12 protein-coding genes and 2 tRNA genes are annotated in these 16,629 nt (G+C 30.9%); 3 read left to right on the forward strand and 11 right to left on the reverse strand.

Going from position 1 to position 16,629, the window contains the following annotated elements; translation table 11 throughout:
- Positions 1–137: 137 nt before the first annotated feature.
- The 3 genes from QM536_06140 to QM536_06150 all read right to left on the reverse strand — a co-directional run bounded on the left by QM536_06140 (position 138) and on the right by QM536_06150 (position 2,753).
- Positions 138–211 (reverse strand) — tRNA-Asn (locus tag QM536_06140).
- A 654-nt stretch (positions 212–865) separates the two neighbouring features.
- Positions 866–936, reverse strand: a tRNA-Cys gene (locus QM536_06145).
- Positions 937–1,019: 83 nt separating this feature from the next.
- On the reverse strand, positions 1,020–2,753 hold the full coding sequence (locus tag QM536_06150; protein MDI9356585.1) for a phospho-sugar mutase: 1,734 nt from the start codon (positions 2,751–2,753) through the stop codon (positions 1,020–1,022).
- 369 nt (positions 2,754–3,122) lie between these two features.
- On the opposite strand from QM536_06150, the gene rpsA reads away from it, so the two are divergent.
- Complete coding sequence (rpsA, locus tag QM536_06155) at positions 3,123–5,024, forward strand: 30S ribosomal protein S1 (protein MDI9356586.1); 1,902 nt, start codon at positions 3,123–3,125, stop codon at positions 5,022–5,024.
- A gap of 132 nt (positions 5,025–5,156) precedes the next feature.
- On the opposite strand, the gene QM536_06160 is transcribed toward rpsA, so the two are convergent.
- Complete coding sequence (locus QM536_06160; GenBank protein ID MDI9356587.1) at positions 5,157–5,645, reverse strand: hypothetical protein; 489 nt, start codon at positions 5,643–5,645, stop codon at positions 5,157–5,159.
- A 154-nt stretch (positions 5,646–5,799) separates the two neighbouring features.
- Here QM536_06160 and QM536_06165 point away from each other — a divergent pair, with 154 nt between their 5' ends.
- Positions 5,800–7,152, forward strand: a complete 1,353-nt coding sequence (locus QM536_06165) for a hypothetical protein (GenBank protein MDI9356588.1) — start codon at positions 5,800–5,802, stop codon at positions 7,150–7,152.
- A 39-nt stretch (positions 7,153–7,191) separates the two neighbouring features.
- A complete protein-coding gene (gene lptC / locus QM536_06170) occupies positions 7,192–7,707 on the forward strand; it encodes an LPS export ABC transporter periplasmic protein LptC (protein ID MDI9356589.1) in 516 nt (171 codons plus the stop codon).
- Here lptC and ilvA read toward each other — a convergent pair.
- From ilvA to QM536_06205, 7 genes are all read right to left on the reverse strand, one after another.
- The gene (gene ilvA, locus QM536_06175; protein MDI9356590.1) at positions 7,704–8,954 is read right to left on the reverse strand and encodes a threonine ammonia-lyase; all 1,251 of its coding nucleotides are present in this window, start codon (positions 8,952–8,954) and stop codon (positions 7,704–7,706) included. The two genes, lptC and ilvA, sit on opposite strands and share 4 nt — an antisense overlap.
- Positions 8,955–10,048: 1,094 nt before the next feature.
- On the reverse strand, positions 10,049–11,668 hold the full coding sequence (gene pruA, locus QM536_06180; GenBank protein MDI9356591.1) for an L-glutamate gamma-semialdehyde dehydrogenase: 1,620 nt from the start codon (positions 11,666–11,668) through the stop codon (positions 10,049–10,051).
- 28 nt (positions 11,669–11,696) lie between these two features.
- Positions 11,697–12,719: a UDP-glucose 4-epimerase GalE gene (galE, locus tag QM536_06185; protein ID MDI9356592.1), complete on the reverse strand. Its 1,023-nt coding sequence runs from the start codon at positions 12,717–12,719 to the stop codon at positions 11,697–11,699.
- Entirely contained in the window at positions 12,716–14,029 is a 1,314-nt protein-coding gene (locus QM536_06190) for a UDP-glucose/GDP-mannose dehydrogenase family protein (protein MDI9356593.1), read from the reverse strand. The genes galE and QM536_06190 overlap by 4 nt, the downstream gene beginning before the upstream one ends.
- 95 nt (positions 14,030–14,124) lie before the next feature.
- A complete protein-coding gene (locus QM536_06195) occupies positions 14,125–14,517 on the reverse strand; it encodes a VOC family protein (protein MDI9356594.1) in 393 nt (130 codons plus the stop codon).
- 3 nt (positions 14,518–14,520) lie between these two features.
- Positions 14,521–15,468, reverse strand: coding sequence for a DUF368 domain-containing protein (locus tag QM536_06200; protein ID MDI9356595.1), 948 nt, complete (start codon positions 15,466–15,468; stop codon positions 14,521–14,523).
- Positions 15,469–15,503: 35 nt separating this feature from the next.
- On the reverse strand, positions 15,504–16,343 hold the full coding sequence (locus tag QM536_06205) for a phosphosulfolactate synthase (protein ID MDI9356596.1): 840 nt from the start codon (positions 16,341–16,343) through the stop codon (positions 15,504–15,506).
- Positions 16,344–16,629: the final 286 nt, after the last annotated feature.

The raw sequence follows: 16,629 nt of genomic DNA on the forward strand, positions 1-16,629 counted from the left end.
AAATATTTATATTGAAAATAGAAAAAAATTGAAAGAATATTGATTTGTAAGGTATTTTGAGATATATACTAAGTACTATGGTTCAAAAGCAGGTTATAGTTTTTGAAACCAATCTCAAATGTATCACCATGTGTAAGCTCCCTGAACTGGACTTGAACCAGTGACCCTCTGATTAACAGTCAGATGCTCTAACCAACTGAGCTATCAAGGAGTGTTTAAGATATTGTTATATAATTGTCACACAATATATATAATTACAAATTAGCATTTTTTTTTAATATCTTTTTTTTAAAATAAAAATACACTTTTTTATTAGAAAAATCATAAAATTATATATAAAATAAAAAAATATTTATAAAAGAATTCTAAAAATTGATTTTTTATAATAAACCCCTTTTTTCATAATTGGTAATTAGTGTATACAAGAAAACTCTTAATTTTTAATTTTCAGTCAAGTTTCTTAGAGTTTTTTTGTAATTTTACTTTTAGAAGTTTTTTAGTAATTTTTAATAAAATGAGTAAAAACATTCATTAAAAACTGTAGTTTTCCTGACGTGTCCAGAAATTTGCACAGATACTTTGGTTTAAGTAACATCTTTGTATTTTTTATGTTTTACTAACCCACCTTTTTTATAATCTGATTAATTGATAGCCAATACGATGTAAATTATCTCCTAAAATACTCGAATTTACACAACGTTTATAACTTTTTATTCTCTTGTCATTACAACGATTTAAACTATGATCCATCAGCTAATTCATATTAATTTTTGTTAATAATAATAAAGTGTTAGACCATAATTTTTATGAACAAAAAAGAACATTTCTAAAAAACTATTCTTTTTTTGTTACTTTTATATAAAGGAGGTCAAGAACGGATTCGAACCGCCGTGGGAGCTTTTGCAGAGCTCTGCCTAACCTCTCGGCCACTTGACCTTTTATATTATATGTTTTTACAAAGTTAACATTTATTTTTCTTTTTTATACTTTTGAGAAATAAAACCTTTTTTTTTCTCATATTATTTCAAATTCATATCAATAATTATGTTTTCTATATTTTTTTGAAGTTTTTTTCTGTTTTCTTCTATATTTTCGGAAGAAATAGATTTTTCACGTACTGTTATATAAATTTTTATTTTTGGCTCCGTTCCTGATGGTCGTATTGAAATTTTACTTCCGTCTTCTGTAAATAGTTGCATCACATCAGATTTTGGAAGTTCTAACAAAGATACTGTATTTGTTTGTAAATTTTTTTCTTCTCCTGATAGATAATCTTTTATACTTATAACAGGTGACTTATTAATCATTCGAGGAGGATTTTTTCTATAATTATCCATCATCTTTTGTATCTCTTGTTGTCCTTGTATTCCTTTTTTTGTGAAAGAAACCAGTTTTTCTTCAAAAAGCCCAAAGAGAATAGAAATATTCTCTAATAATTGGTATATAGGTATTTGGTTTTGTTGTGTGAAAGCAGCCATTTCTGCTATAAAAGCACAAGAAGCAACAGCATCTTTATCCCTTACAAAATCACCTACTAGATATCCATAACTTTCTTCTCCTCCCGCAATAAACTCTTCTTTTCCCTCTAATTTTTTTATAAGGGATGCAATATGCTTGAAACCCGTAAGAGTATCGTAACATTTTATATTATATTTTTCCGCCATAACGGCAAGAAGATCTGTGGTTACTATCGTCTTTACAATATATTTATGTGAATAAAGTGTATTTGTTTCTTTTAGTTTTTCTAATATATAATATATAAGGAGTGATGCCGTTTGATTTCCATTCAAAAGTTGGTATTCTCCGGTTAAATTTTTGATACCGACACCTACTCTATCTGCATCGGGATCCGTAGTCAGTATAATGTCCGCATTTATTTGTATAGCTTTTCTAATAGCCAGAGTGAAAGCTTCTCTCTCTTCCGGATTGGGATAAATAACAGTAGGAAAATTACCATCGGGGCTTGCTTGTTCTTCTACAATGTGTAGATTTTCAAATCCTAATCTTTGCAGAATAGCAGGCACAAGGGTTATACCTGTTCCATGAATAGAAGAGTATACTATTTTTAAATTCTTTTTATATTCTGTATTTGCATTATGGTAACCTAAAGATAATATTTTAGAAATATAGAGTTCATCCAACTCTTTTGTAATACTTTTTATAAGAGTAGATTTTTTTTCAAATTTGACATCATCTAAGCTAATATCATTTACTTCTTTTATAATATTTGTATCGTGAGGATATACCACCTGTGCCCCATCATTCCAATATGCTTTATATCCATTATATTCTTTTGGATTATGACTTGCGGTAATCATAACACCGCAATGGCAACTAAAATGCCTCACAGCAAAAGAAAGAAGAGGCGTGGGATGTAATTCTGCAAAAAGATATACCATTATCCCGTTAGCAGAAAAAATACTTGCTGTAATATCAGCAAAAAAATCACTCTTGTTCCTACTATCAAAACTAATAGCAACCTTTTTTTTTTTTTCTTTTGGAAAAGTATGATGTAAATAATTTGCAATTCCTTGGGTAGCCATTCCAATAGTATATTTATTAATTCTATTAGAACCTACTCCCATAATACCACGAATCCCACCTGTTCCAAATTCCAAACTCGTATGAAAAGATTCTATGAGCATACTCTTATCCCCTTTGTTTATCATTTGTTGTATATGTATTTTGGTCAATATATCTACATTTTTTGAATAAATCCACTTTTCAGCTTGTTTAAGTGCTACCTGTTCCATACTATTCTTTTTATATTTTATTTGAACATTAAAATGAAGTACTATTTGGTTGATTATATATTACTGATTTTTATTATAGATATTATATTATTAAAAATCTAAAATAAAATTATTTAAAATATTTTGAGTAAAAAATATATTTTTCTACTCTAAATAAAAAAAACAAGCAAATATTTTTTAAGTTTTATAAGTTTTTTAAAAAAAGTGTAATTTTGATTTTCAAATATATTTATAGATAGAATTATATAAAATTCTTCTTTAAAACATACCATAATCATAATATTGTAATTACCGTAAAGTTTATATAATTTTAATAAAAGGTATAGTTTGATGATCTTAAAGCTATATGTAAAAAAAGATCGCTATAAAATGCAAGATAATTTAAAAAAAGATAGTATAGAAACAGAAGTTTTTGATTGGGGTAAGTATTCTCATAAAATTTTTATAGAAGAGTATTCCGATAAAGTAAGGAAAGCCATGGAAGAAGATATAGAAAAAACAATACATAATAACATGACTGAAAAAGGTGTTATTATGGGAAATATTGTTTCTATATCAAACAAAGAAGTTTTAGTAAATGTAGGGTTTAAATCCGATGGTTCACTTCCTATAACAGAGTTTAGAGACATCGATAACCTAAAAGTAGGGGATAGTGTAGAAGTTTATATAGAAGAGCAAGAAAATGAAAAAGGGCAATTGGTTCTTTCACATAAAAAAGCTTTAATTGTAAAAGCATGGACAGATATAAAAGAAGCTTTAGAAAATCAGACAGTTATAGAAGGATTAGTAAAACGTAGAACTAAGGGGGGACTTATTATAGACATATTTGGAATAGAAGCATTCTTGCCAGGATCACAAATAGATACGAAACCCATTAAGGACTATAATATTTATGTAAATAAAAAAATAGAAGTAAAAATACTAAAAATTAATCTTACAAAAGATAATGTTATTGTTTCTCATAAAGCCCTTATGGAGAAATATCTGGAAGAGAGCAAAGCAATCGTACTCAACAGTTTGGAAAGAGGGCAAATTAGAGAGGGTGAAATTAAAAATATAACTGATTTTGGAGCATTTGTAGATTTAGGTGGAGTAGATGGGCTTTTGCACATTACAGATATTTCATGGGGTAGGGTAACAAACCCTCGAGATTTCTTGCACGATGGGCAGAAAATAAATGTGGTCATTTTAGATTTTGATGAAAATAAAAAACGAATCTCTTTAGGAATGAAACAATTATCAGATCACCCATGGGAATCTCTTCCGGATAGTATTATCATTGGTTCTGTGGTAACAGGAAAAATTGTAAATGTAGCAGATTATGGGGTTTTTATGGAAATAGTTCCAGGAGTGGAAGGCCTCATCCATGTTTCAGAAATGTCATGGTCTCAACACATGAGAAATCCTATGGATTTCATTAAAATAGGAGACCTGGTTACAGCAGTAGTTCTTACATTAGATAGGGAAGGAAAAAAAATGTCACTCGGAATAAAACAACTAACAGAAGATCCCTGGAAAAAAGCAGACCTCGTTACCAAATATGCTGTAGGATCAGTACATACAGGAACTGTAAAAAATTTAACTACATACGGATTGTTTATAGAGTTGGAAGAAGGAATAGATGGACTAGCACATATATCCGATCTCAGTTGGACAAAAAAAATAAAACATCCGTCAGAATTTACTAATATAAACGATAAAATAGAAGTAAAAGTCATAGAAATATACCCTGAAACTAGAAGACTCGGACTAAGTCATAAACATTTACAACAAAATCCTTGGGAAATAGCAGAATCTTCTTTTATAAAAGGATCCACCCATAAAGGAACTGTAATTGCAAAAGTAGAAAGGGGGTATATTGTAGAGTTAGCTTTTCGCATAGAAGGATTCTGTACCCATAAAAACTTAATCAAACAAGACGGATCCCATGGAAAAGTTGGAGAAGAACTTGATTTTATAATAATGGATTTTTCTAAAGAAGATAAAAAATGTTCCATTTCTCATTCATTTACTCATGCACCAGCAACAGAAAAGACAAAAGAATATCTAAAAGAGATGTCTGATATAAATAACGCGGATATCAATAACATATTTATAGAACCCATTCAGAACTTGTCTTCCTTGGATATGTCTAAAAAATCGGAACAAATAAAAAACAATTCAGACGACAATTTACAAACTGAAGAAAAACAAAAGAAAACATATAAAAAAAATAAAACTAATTCAACAGAGCATCTTCCTGTACCTCCATCTGAAAACTATAAAGAGTGATATCTCATATACAAAAAGCGATATGCCTCATGAACAAAACAATGAAACCATCTAAAAAATAGTTCTATATTATTTTTTTCATTCTATAAAAGTGAAGTTTTTTCTTTTATGAAAGAAATTACTTCACTTTTTTTATTTTTCTAATACGAGTATTGATTTTTTCCTATCTTTTTCTAACTTGATAGAATGTGAAACATTATCTTTTTTGCAGTGTATTATATTTACCTGATCTGAAAAAATATCCATCAATACCGTATTCTGTATAAAAAAAGTATTCATGTTTTTTTGCGGCTTACTTTCCATATACACCCATAAAATATCTTTTTCTATCTCATATCCTAAAAAGGAAAACGGTATTGCTTCATCTGAATTATATAATGTAATATTTTCTAAGAAATAATGCTGTATAATACTATCCAACCTCGCTTTATTATCAGGTTTTACTATATCAAGGTTCTCCCATTTATACATTTCTTTGAAAGAACTTTCTATATCATCTAAAAAAACTTTTTGAGATACTTCAAAAGAATAATCTTGGGCATCTATTAAAACCTCACAAACACCGATATGAAAAGGGTGTAAAAAAAAATAAAAGATAACTAAAAACATATACGGAAACATTTTTTATACAATACTTTGAGAACATTACAAAAATTAATAAAAAAATACTATTTTTTTATTAATAATTTTATTAATAATATTACTTATCTATAAAAAAAATATATTTACTCAATTAAAATTTTAATTACGCTATTTAAAAATAAAAACATATTATATGGATCGAAAAAGAAAAATTATTTTTAGGTTTACAATTGGTTTTTTTTGTGTACTCAGTGTACATTTTGTGAATGCACAAGGTGGGTTTAAATGGCCCGAAGATCCTGAAAAAAGATCTGCAGCCGAAGAACGTAATGCTGTTTATAATGACTATGTAAAACAAGGTCAATTTGAAAATGCAGTTGAACCACACGCATGGCTCTTAGAAAATACCCCCGACTTAAATAAAGCTATTTATATTAACGGGGCGAAGATATACGAAAACCTTGCAGAGAAAGAGACCAATGCTCAAAAAAAAATAGAGTATCAAGAAAAAGCGTTGGATATGTATGATCGTAGAATAAAATATTTTAACGAAGAAGGAAAAGTTCTCAATAGACAAGCAATAACTGCTTACAAATATTGGAAAGATAACACAGGAAAATATATACAACTCATAGAAATCTTAGAAAAAGTATTTCGTTTGAACAAGTCAGAAACATTAGAAGAAAATATAGTAGCGTTTATGGATATCATAAGACGGTATAAACAATCGGGTGGTAGCATAACTGACGAAAAAATATTTGCATACTACTTTGAATTAGATGAAGTTTTAGAAGCAAAACTTAATGCGGAAAAAAATACCGATAACATAAAGAAAATAGAAAAAATAAGCGGGACAGTAGATGATATTCTTACCAGTATAGTAAAAGTAAACTGTGAATTTATAGAGAAAAATTTTGGAGACAAACTCAAAACCGATCCTAATAACGTTCAAAGTGCAAAAAAACTATTTAAAATTCTCGTAGCAGGTAAATGCAATGAAAGCCCCTTATATCTTATTTCTCTGAAAGTAATCCAAAAAGCACAACCGTCTGTTGATTTTGCTCTTATTATTGCTAAGGAGCTCGCAACTGAAAATAAAATTACAGAAGCATTAGAATATTATAATTCAGCTCTTTCGCTTGCAAATGAAAAAAATGATAAACAAAAAGTATCCGATATCTATTTAGATCTTGCAAAAGTATATAAAAAGAAAGAAGACAAAGTAACAGCAAGGGAATACGCCCGTAAATCCATATCAGCTCATACATCTAATGAAACCGAAGCATATACTTTTATTGGGAATCTCTACTTGTCTAGCTATAATGAATGCAGAGAAGGGAAGAGTAAAGTAAAAGATAGAGCCGTATTTATTGCAGCTTATGAAATGTATAAAAAAGCAGGAAATAAAGAAGAAATGCAAAAAACAAGAAAACAATTTCCATCCGTAGAAGAAATATTCAATGAAGGATTAAAAGAAAAAGATATGGTAAGCATCGGATGTTGGATAGACACACAAATTCTTATCCAAGTAAGAGATGATGAGTAAGTGAAAAACAACATAAAAATTGAACACATATCCATTTTTTTGTATTCATGTTTTGTTTGTTTGTTTGTTGCTTGTGATATTACACACAATACTCCAAATACTATTCCTATTCTTTACAAAGGTCCTTCCATAGAAATGAAAAACGTCATTATTTTATACAGTGACTCTGCAAGAGTAAAAATACGAATGAAAGCTCCACTGCAGCAACAGTACGAAAATGGAAATAAGATTTTTGAAAAAGGTATTTTTCTGGAATTTTATGATAAAAATAAAGACATTATATCTACTTTTGAATCTCAATATGCAGAATATACCCACGAAACAAACCTGTATAAAGGAGTAGGGAATGTTATCATAATCAATAAACAAACAAACAATACATTACATACAGAAGAATTGTTCTGGGATCCTTATACAAAACAAGTATATACCTCAAAGTATGTTACTATAACATCTGATGGAGAAATCCATAGTGGAGAAGGGTTAGTTGCTTCTGATGATTTTATTAACTATAAAATAACAAAACCACAAGGAACAATGAAAATCGAGGACTAAACAAGAGCATCAAAAAGTTCCATTTTATCTTCCAAATCCTCAAAAACAATATGATTATTACGCATTTTTTCTATTAAATGCTGATAATCATTTTTGTTTTTTATCTGTATCCCAATGATAGCAGGTCCATTTTCTCTATTTGTTTTTTTTGTATATTCAAAACGAATAATATCATCATTCGGTCCTAGAACATTGACTAAAAATTCTTTTAATGCACCTGCACGTTGAGAAAAATAAATAATAAAATAATGAATAAGACCTTCGTAAAGCATAGATCTTTGCTGAATTTCAGGCATTCTCAAAATATCATTATTCCCCCCACTAATAATTACGACCACTGTTTTTCCTTTGATGGTTTCTTTCATAAAATCAAGAGCTGAAACAGATAAAGCACCAGCAGGTTCTACAATTATTCCCGATTCATTATATAATTGCAAAAGTGTAGTGCATACCTTCCCTTCAGGGATAAGCACTATATCTTGATGTGTTAAAAATTTTTTACATATCTCAAAATTTATAGCTCCTACTTTTTTTACTGCTGCCCCGTCTACAAATTTATCTATATTTTGAAGAGTAATGAGCATATTTGCTTCTAATGACTTTTGCATAGATGGTGCTCCAAGTGGTTCTACTCCTATTATTTTGGTAGATGGGCTTTTTCTATCAAAATAAAGGCCCATTCCTGCTACCAAACCACCTCCACCAATAGGAATAACCACATAATCTATTAGTTTATTATCTATCTGCTCTAATATCTCACAGGCAACAGTCCCTTGTCCTTCAATAATTTTTTCATCTTCAAAGGGTGGAATAAAAGAATATCCTTTCTGCTTTGCTTCTTTTACTGCCTCTGTATTGGCGTCATCAAAGGTATCTCCCGTCAAAATAACTTCTACAAATTGCTTCCCAAAACTTTTTACCTGCTCTATTTTTTGTTTGGTAGTGGGAATGGGCATATAGATTTTGCCATATATATTCAAATGATAACAAGAATATGCCACTCCCTGTGCATGATTTCCCGCACTGGCACATACAATACCCATTTTTTTTTCTGTATCACTCAGCTGATATATCTTATTATAAGCACCTCTTATTTTATAGGATCTCACCGTATTCAAATCCTCTCTTTTCAGATATATATCCGCTTGATATTTTTCTGAAAGATGTATATTTTTTTGAAGAGGAGTGATATTCATTACATTTTTTAGCACCTCTCTCGCTTTTTCTATTGTTTCTAAATAAACCATTTGTTTGAACTATAAATTATGAATTTTGTTTTTAATTATAACACAGAGGGTGCCCGAAAAGACAGTTTTTTTATGCAATCATTTTATAAATATTTTGATTTTGGATGAGATTTATGATTTTTTTGATTTGTAACTAGTTGTAAAACTAAAGATTTCGATTTTAAAAGTGCGTTTTAAACGTGTGTTGATAATTTTAAACGTTATTTTTAAATATAATATTCCATAAGTAATCATTTTTCTGAAATTATGACCAAGTGCCATCAATAAAAAATCCATCTCTACTTTTTCTAATCCATTGAACGTGAATCTATTAAACTTAGGTTCTTAATAGGATTTAGACTGGTAAAAAAATAAAAATAATAACATAATACTTATTTTGATTATTTTTGGTATATGTTCAAATTTTTTTAATGTAAACTTGTAAAAATGATACAAATACATAAAATGATAAATACTTCCGAATGTTGGTATCGTTTACGTGAATTATGTTGGGGAAAAGATAAAGTTAAATGCCCTTACTGTTGCAAAAGCGACTGTCATAAAAATGGAAAAGATAAATCGCAAACTCATTGCCAAACTTATTATTGTAAAAGGGTGGTGATTCAAAAAGTATGATAGATTAAATAAAGCTCCAATTAGTATAAGGTGGTTTCTAAAAATTGATTTCTTCAAAAAAATGATACGATTTTTAGGATTTGGATTTTTAGAATCCTCTCTTATGTTTCATTATGCTCTTTCATAAATTAGTTTCTTTTTATGTGTTTTATTATTTCTTAATTTTTCTTGCTTTATTTTTGTTTTTTTCTCTGTTTTTTTTTATATAATAAAGTATAAGAAAACCTATATGGATAGCCCATTATTTTAAGTGGTTGCCTCTGTTGATTACAACTCAAGATTTTTTTTTCAAAATAGTACCTTTGTGGAAAAAGGTGTACCGAAAAAAATTAGGGAATCCAAAAAAAAATTGGCACACCTAATTTCAAATATTTACTATTTTTTTTACATGCGTACATAAAAAAAAACTTTGCCAAAGTTTTAGAACCTTGGCAAAGTGGAATCGGGATTTTATGAGCAGAAACAATATGAGAAAGTGTTCATAGTTGAAATGGATATTTATAATCTTGTGGGGGGATAAAGTTTTCTTTGATAGTTCGGGGTTGTACCCATCGTAAGAGGTTAAATAGAGAACCAGCTTTATCATTTGTTCCTGAGTATCTACCGCCGCCAAATGGTTGTTGTCCCACAACTGCTCCTGTTGGTTTATCGTTTATATATAAATTACCAGCTGCATCTTTTAATTTGTCCGTAGCCATTGCAATAGCGTATCTATCTTGGGAAAAAATAGCCCCTGTGAGTCCATAAGGGGAAGTATTATTTACCACCTCTAATATGGAATGAAATTCTTGTGCTTTGTAAACATAAATAGTGATTACAGGACCAAATATTTCTTCACACATAGTGCTATACTTATAATCTGTGGTGAGGAGGATGGTTGGTTCTATAAAGTATCCATCTGTATCATCATAATTTCCGCCTGTTATAATGGTTACTTCGGGGCTTTTTTTTGCTTTTTCAATATATCCTGTAATTTTTTGAAATGCTTTTGCGTCAATAACTGCATTTATGAAGTTATAAAAATTTTCAGGTCCTCCTATTGTAAGGGATTGGACTTCTTTTATGAGAATATTTTTTAGTTCTTCCCAAATGGTATCGGGGATATATGCTCTTGAAGCGGCGGAGCATTTTTGTCCTTGGTATTCAAAAGCTCCTCGTATAATAGCAGTAGCTAATGCTTTGATGTCAGCGGAATTATGAGCTACTATAAAGTCCTTTCCTCCTGTTTCTCCCACAATACGAGGATAGGACTTATAGGTATGAATATTATTTGATATGGATTTCCATATCTGTTGGAAGACGGAGGTGCTGCCTGTAAAGTGAACACCTGCAAAATGAGGGTTTTTAAAAATAATATCGCCCGCAATTGGTCCATCTACCAAAAGAAGATTTATAACACCTTTAGGTAATCCGGCTTCTGTAAGAATATCCATAATTATTTTAGCAGAGTATACTTGTTGGTATGCGGGTTTCCATATGACTGTATTTCCCATTAATGCGGGAGCAACGGCTAAGTTTCCTGCGATGGACGAGAAATTAAATGGGGTAATGGCAAACACAAATCCTTCTAAAGCTCTGTAGTCCATCCTGTTCCATACTCCTTGTGAGGATTCGGGTTGGGTTTCGTATATTTCACGCATAAAAGCTACGTTAAACCTTAGAAAATCTATGAACTCACAGGCGGCGTCTATTTCTGCTTGGTATACATTTTTTGATTGTGCTAACATCGTGGAGGCGTTCAGTTTATATCTATAGGTAGTAGCTGCTAAGTCGGCTGCTTTCAAAAAAATACTTGCTCTTTGCTCCCACTCTAATTTACTCCATTGTTCTCTTGCTCGGAGAGACGCTTCCATGGCTTTATGAACATGGTCAGCATCGCCTTCGTAGAAGTAGCCCAAGGTATGTTTATGGTCATGGGGACAAAACATTCTTATTTTATTTTTCCCTTTGATTGCTTCTCCTCCTATGTTCATATAAATATGTTCTTCACGAGAACGCATATTTTTGAGACATTCTGCTAATACTTCTCTTTCTTTTGTCCCTTTTGCGTAACTTAATACGGGTTCATTTTTAGGGGTCGGTACTTTAAATAAAGACATAATGGTAAGTATATAGTATTGAATTGTTTTAGTTATTTCGTAAAGATTTTTCCCAATTCCATGCATGCACTAAGGCATCTTCTAGGGATAGTTTTGTTTCCCAATTCAGTATTTTTTTTGATTTAATTACATCTGCGTAGATAGTAGGTACATCGCCGCTTCTTCTTTTTCCTATTTCATAGTTTACTTTTACTGCGTTCAGTTTTTGAAAAAGTTGTATTATTTCTAATACAGAGTTGCTTTTTCCTGTTCCTAAATTAAAAACTTCACAGGTGTGTATTGGTTGGTTTTCTATCCAATTAAGAGCGGCTATATGTGCTTTTGCTAAATCTACCACGTGAATATAATCTCTCATACAGGTTCCGTCTGGGGTAGGATAATCGTTTCCAAAAATAGTTACTTTTTCTCTTAGTCCTGCGGCTGTTTGGGTTATATAGGGGAGTAAATTATTGGGTGTTCCTTTGGGAAATTCTCCGATAATAGCTGTAGGATGAGCTCCTATGGGATTAAAATATCTCAGGATAACTCCTTTTATGGTATTTTCTGCTTTTACGGTATCTTGTAAAATATCTTCGCATATTTTTTTTGTATTTCCATAAGGAGATGTGGGTGGCTTGATAGGAGAATCCTCTAATACAGGCACGTTATCGGGTATTCCATACACGGTGCATGAGGAAGAGTAGATAAAATTTTGTATATCATATTTTTTGAGGAGTTCTAAAAATACTATCATAGAAATAATATTATTTTTATAGTATTTGAGAGGATTATGGACGGATTCTCCTACTGCTTTATAGGCAGCAAAGTGTATAACTCCAAAAACTTGCTTTTCTATTCTTAGTATGTTTTCTATAAAACTATTGTCCGTGCAATCTCCCGTATAGCATTTTACTTTTGTTTCTATAATTTTTTCTATGCGAGGGATAATGGTGCTATCTGCATTATAAAAATTATCTACTATGATAGGGGTAAAACCATTATTGTGCAACTCTATTGCTGTATGGGAACCAATATATCCCGCTCCACCTGTAATAATCACTTTTTTATTCATATAATAATATCTTTTCTTCCTATGCTAAAATAAGTAAAACCTAATTGTTTCATTTGTTCTGTTTCGTATACATTTCTTCCATCAAAAATAATGTATTTTTTTAATAATTGCTTCATTTTTTCAAAATCGGGGGTTCTAAACTCTGACCATTCTGTCATTATAAACAGAGCATCTGCATTTTCTAATACTTCATATTCATCTTTACAATATGTTATATTTTCTTGGAATATCTGTTTTGTATTCTCCATTGCTTCGGGGTCATACACTTTTATTTTTGCTCCTAATGTTATAAAATGTTTTATATTTTCTAAAGCTGGGGCTTCTCTTATATCATCGGTATATGGTTTAAAAGAAAGTCCCCAAAAAGCAAAGGTCTTTCCTTGTATTTCATTTCTAAAAAAAATTTTTGCTCTTTCTACTAATTTTATTTTTTGAGCTTCGTTTATTTTGATGACGGATTCTAGTATTTTAAAGTCATACCCTGTATCTTGTGAGGATTTTATAAGTGCTTTTACATCTTTTGGGAAGCAGCTTCCTCCGTATCCTATGCCAGGGAATAAAAATCTTTTTCCTATCCTGCTATCTGAGCCTATTCCTTTTCTGACCATATCTACATCGGCTCCTAATAATTCGCATATATTGGCTATCTCGTTCATAAAAGTTATTTTGGTAGCCAAGAAAGCATTTGCAGCATATTTAGTGAGTTCTGCGGAGCGTTCGTCCATAAAAATAATAGGGTTTCCTTGTCTTACAAAAGGAGCGTATAATATATTCATAATTTTTTTTGCTTGTGGGGATTCTGTTCCTAGTACCACACGTTCGGGCTTCATAAAATCTTCCACAGCGACGCCTTCTCTTAAAAATTCAGGGTTAGATACTACGTCAAACTCTACTTTTGCATCTTTTTGAATACATTGTCTCACTTTTTCAGCTGTTCCAACGGGGACTGTGCTTTTATCTACTATAACAGTATATTTTTTGAGCAAACTTCCTAATCTATATGCAACAGAGAGAACATATTGTAAGTCTGCAGAGCCATCTTCTCCTGATGGGGTTGGTAATGCTAAAAAAATAACTTCTGCATTTGCTACTGCGCTTGCTAAGTCAGTAGTAAAATGTAGTCTTTCATGCTTTATATTTTTTTCAAAAAGAACATCTAACCCAGGTTCATAGATAGGGAGTATTTTATTTTTTAAGTCCTCTATTTTTTTTACATTTATATCCACACAAATAACGTCATTCCCCGTCTCTGCAAAGCAAGTTCCTGTGACCAGTCCTACATAACCTGTTCCTATAACTGCTATTTTCATTTTTTTTAGTGTTTTTGATAATGGTAATATCTTGTATTTTATTGATAGCTTTGGGTATGCAAATGATGAGTAGGTTGTTTATGAGAGAATACTGTTTATTTTGGTTCTATAAGGTCCCAAAGGTTTCCATATATATCTTCAAACACTAATACTCTTCCGTATACTTCGTTAGAAGGTTGTCTTATAATGTTTACTTTGTTTTCCAAAAGATTTTTATAATCTCTCTCAAAATTATCTGTATGTAAAAAAAGGAATACCCTTCCTCCTGTTTGTCTTCCTATATATTTTTTTTGTTCTTCATCTGATGCCTTTGCTAAAAGAATAGAGCATTCGCTTTCTTGAGGGGCTACTAGTACCCATCTTTTTGAATCGTTCATTTTTGTATCTTCTATCAGAGAAAAAGATAATACATTGGTATAAAAAGCAATTGCTTTATCGTAATCATCTACCAACAGAGATACAGTTGCTATTTTTCGTTTCTGGTTCATACATTATTTTTTCATCTGTTTTACTATTTTTCCTAAAATGATTACAACTCCCATTCCCAAAACAAAAAAAAGAGATGCTTCTAAAAATTGAGAAGCTTTCCTTGTTTCTTCCATATAGTGCCATGGCATTATATGATCTTCTGCTATAATTATTTTTTCTCCGATGTCATTTATTCCGTAGTGGAAAACTTTCCAAGGCCATATTTCATTTAATGATCCTAATGTAAATCCCGATAAAAAAGAAAGGGCTTTGTTATGAAATTTATCTAGTACCCAAGTAATTAATCGGGATGATAAGAAAAGTCCTGAGATAATTCCGAGAACAAACACTATCAGAATAAAAAAATTCCATTCTGATAGGGCTTGGAGAATGTATTGGTATTGATTAAGGATAACTAACACAAATCCCCCTGAAATTCCTGGAAGCATCATTGCTATAATTCCTAAAAAACCTGCAATAAATACGATCCATGCATCGTTGGGGGCTTGTATAGGAGATAAGATGGTGGTAATGTATGCTAAAATAATACCCACAATAAAGTACAATACTATTTCCACACCCCATTTATGTATATCTATGAAAACAATAATGGAGGAAAGACCTACTACTCCTAAAAAAAATGACATCGTATAAATAGGATAGGTAGTAAGTATAAACACAGCTACATCTGCCAAAGCTATTACGCTGGTAAGCAAGCCCGAGAGAAAGAGAAGTAAAAAAGTTCCATTTATTCGTTCCCATCCTTTTTTTATTTGGAAGGATGTAAATAATTTTATAGTTTGTAAATCAAACGATCGTATGCAATAAAGCATATCTTCATATACCCCTGTTATAAATGCAAGTGTCCCTCCAGATATTCCTGGTATAATAGTGGCTATTCCTACTGCTATGCCTTTCAAATACAGAACGAAGTATAGTTTATTTGTTTGTAATATATTTTTTAAGATCATTGTTATAGGTATGTTTTATGAATTGTATGATTTTTTTATGTATTTAAAAAGAAAGAAAAGGTATCGCTTCTTATACCTAGTCGGATTGTTTCTAAGGGAATAACTTCTGACGGAGCAATATTACCAAGGTTGACATTGGCACCTAATAGCTTTATAAACCAAACCTGCTGCATCTTTTGAGGGGCTTCCCATATAATTTTTTCCATATCTATTTTTGTTAATATCTCTTCTACTAAACCTTGACGAACCTCTCCCGAATCTCTGAAAATACCGACGTTACCTGCTTCTCTCGCTTCTCCTATTACTTTTGAAGAACCTGCATCTAATTCATTTTGCATTTGGATAATCCACTTATAAGGGGGGATTATTTTTAATGCATCTTTGGAGCCGACTTCAGAAAACACTCGAAAATTTTTAGCAAGGTCTGAAATATACCTACATTTTTCTTCATGGGGCATATCTAAAGAGCCATCGGACACTTCCACGTACTCTAATTTATACTTATCCAATACTTTTTTATAATATTCATATTGATTTCTTACTACAAACGCTTCAAAGAGTGTACCTCCAAAATATACAGGGATTCCCGCCGATGTATATACTCGTATTTTCTCCTCCAATTTTGGATATAGGTAAGATGTAGCCCAACCTAACTTAATTATATCTATATATTCTCCACTTGTCTCCACTAATCCCTCTGCGTCTCTTATACTTAGCCCCTTATCCATCACCATAGTGTAACCAACATTTCTTGGCTTCTCTGTTCGCAGTGGAAGATTGTCTAAATGATAATTCTGTACCATATTTTTGTGTGTATGTTTAACGTATTGTTTATTACCAAATAATATATAAGCCACAATATATATTATTTTCATTGTATATTCTTTTTTATTGACAAAAGCACTCTCGTTTGCTCTAAAAATATATTTTTTTCTATGAATAGAGATGACAATTTCTGCCGTGGTTTATAAAGTGTATGGTGTAGTGTCTGCAAGAAAACCCTTACTTTTTAAATTTTAGTCAAATTATTTGGAGTGTTTTTTTTATTAATAATAAATTGAATCCTTTTACTACTGAAGGTTTTAATGATTTTTTGCAGATACTATTTACAATGTTTTTAAAAAAGTATTCTAATTTTCTGTTCCTTCTGTTCCTTCTGTT

This window comes from Chitinophagaceae bacterium (assembly GCA_030053935.1).
Taxonomy (GTDB): Bacteria; Bacteroidota; Bacteroidia; order Cytophagales; family JASGCU01; genus JASGCU01.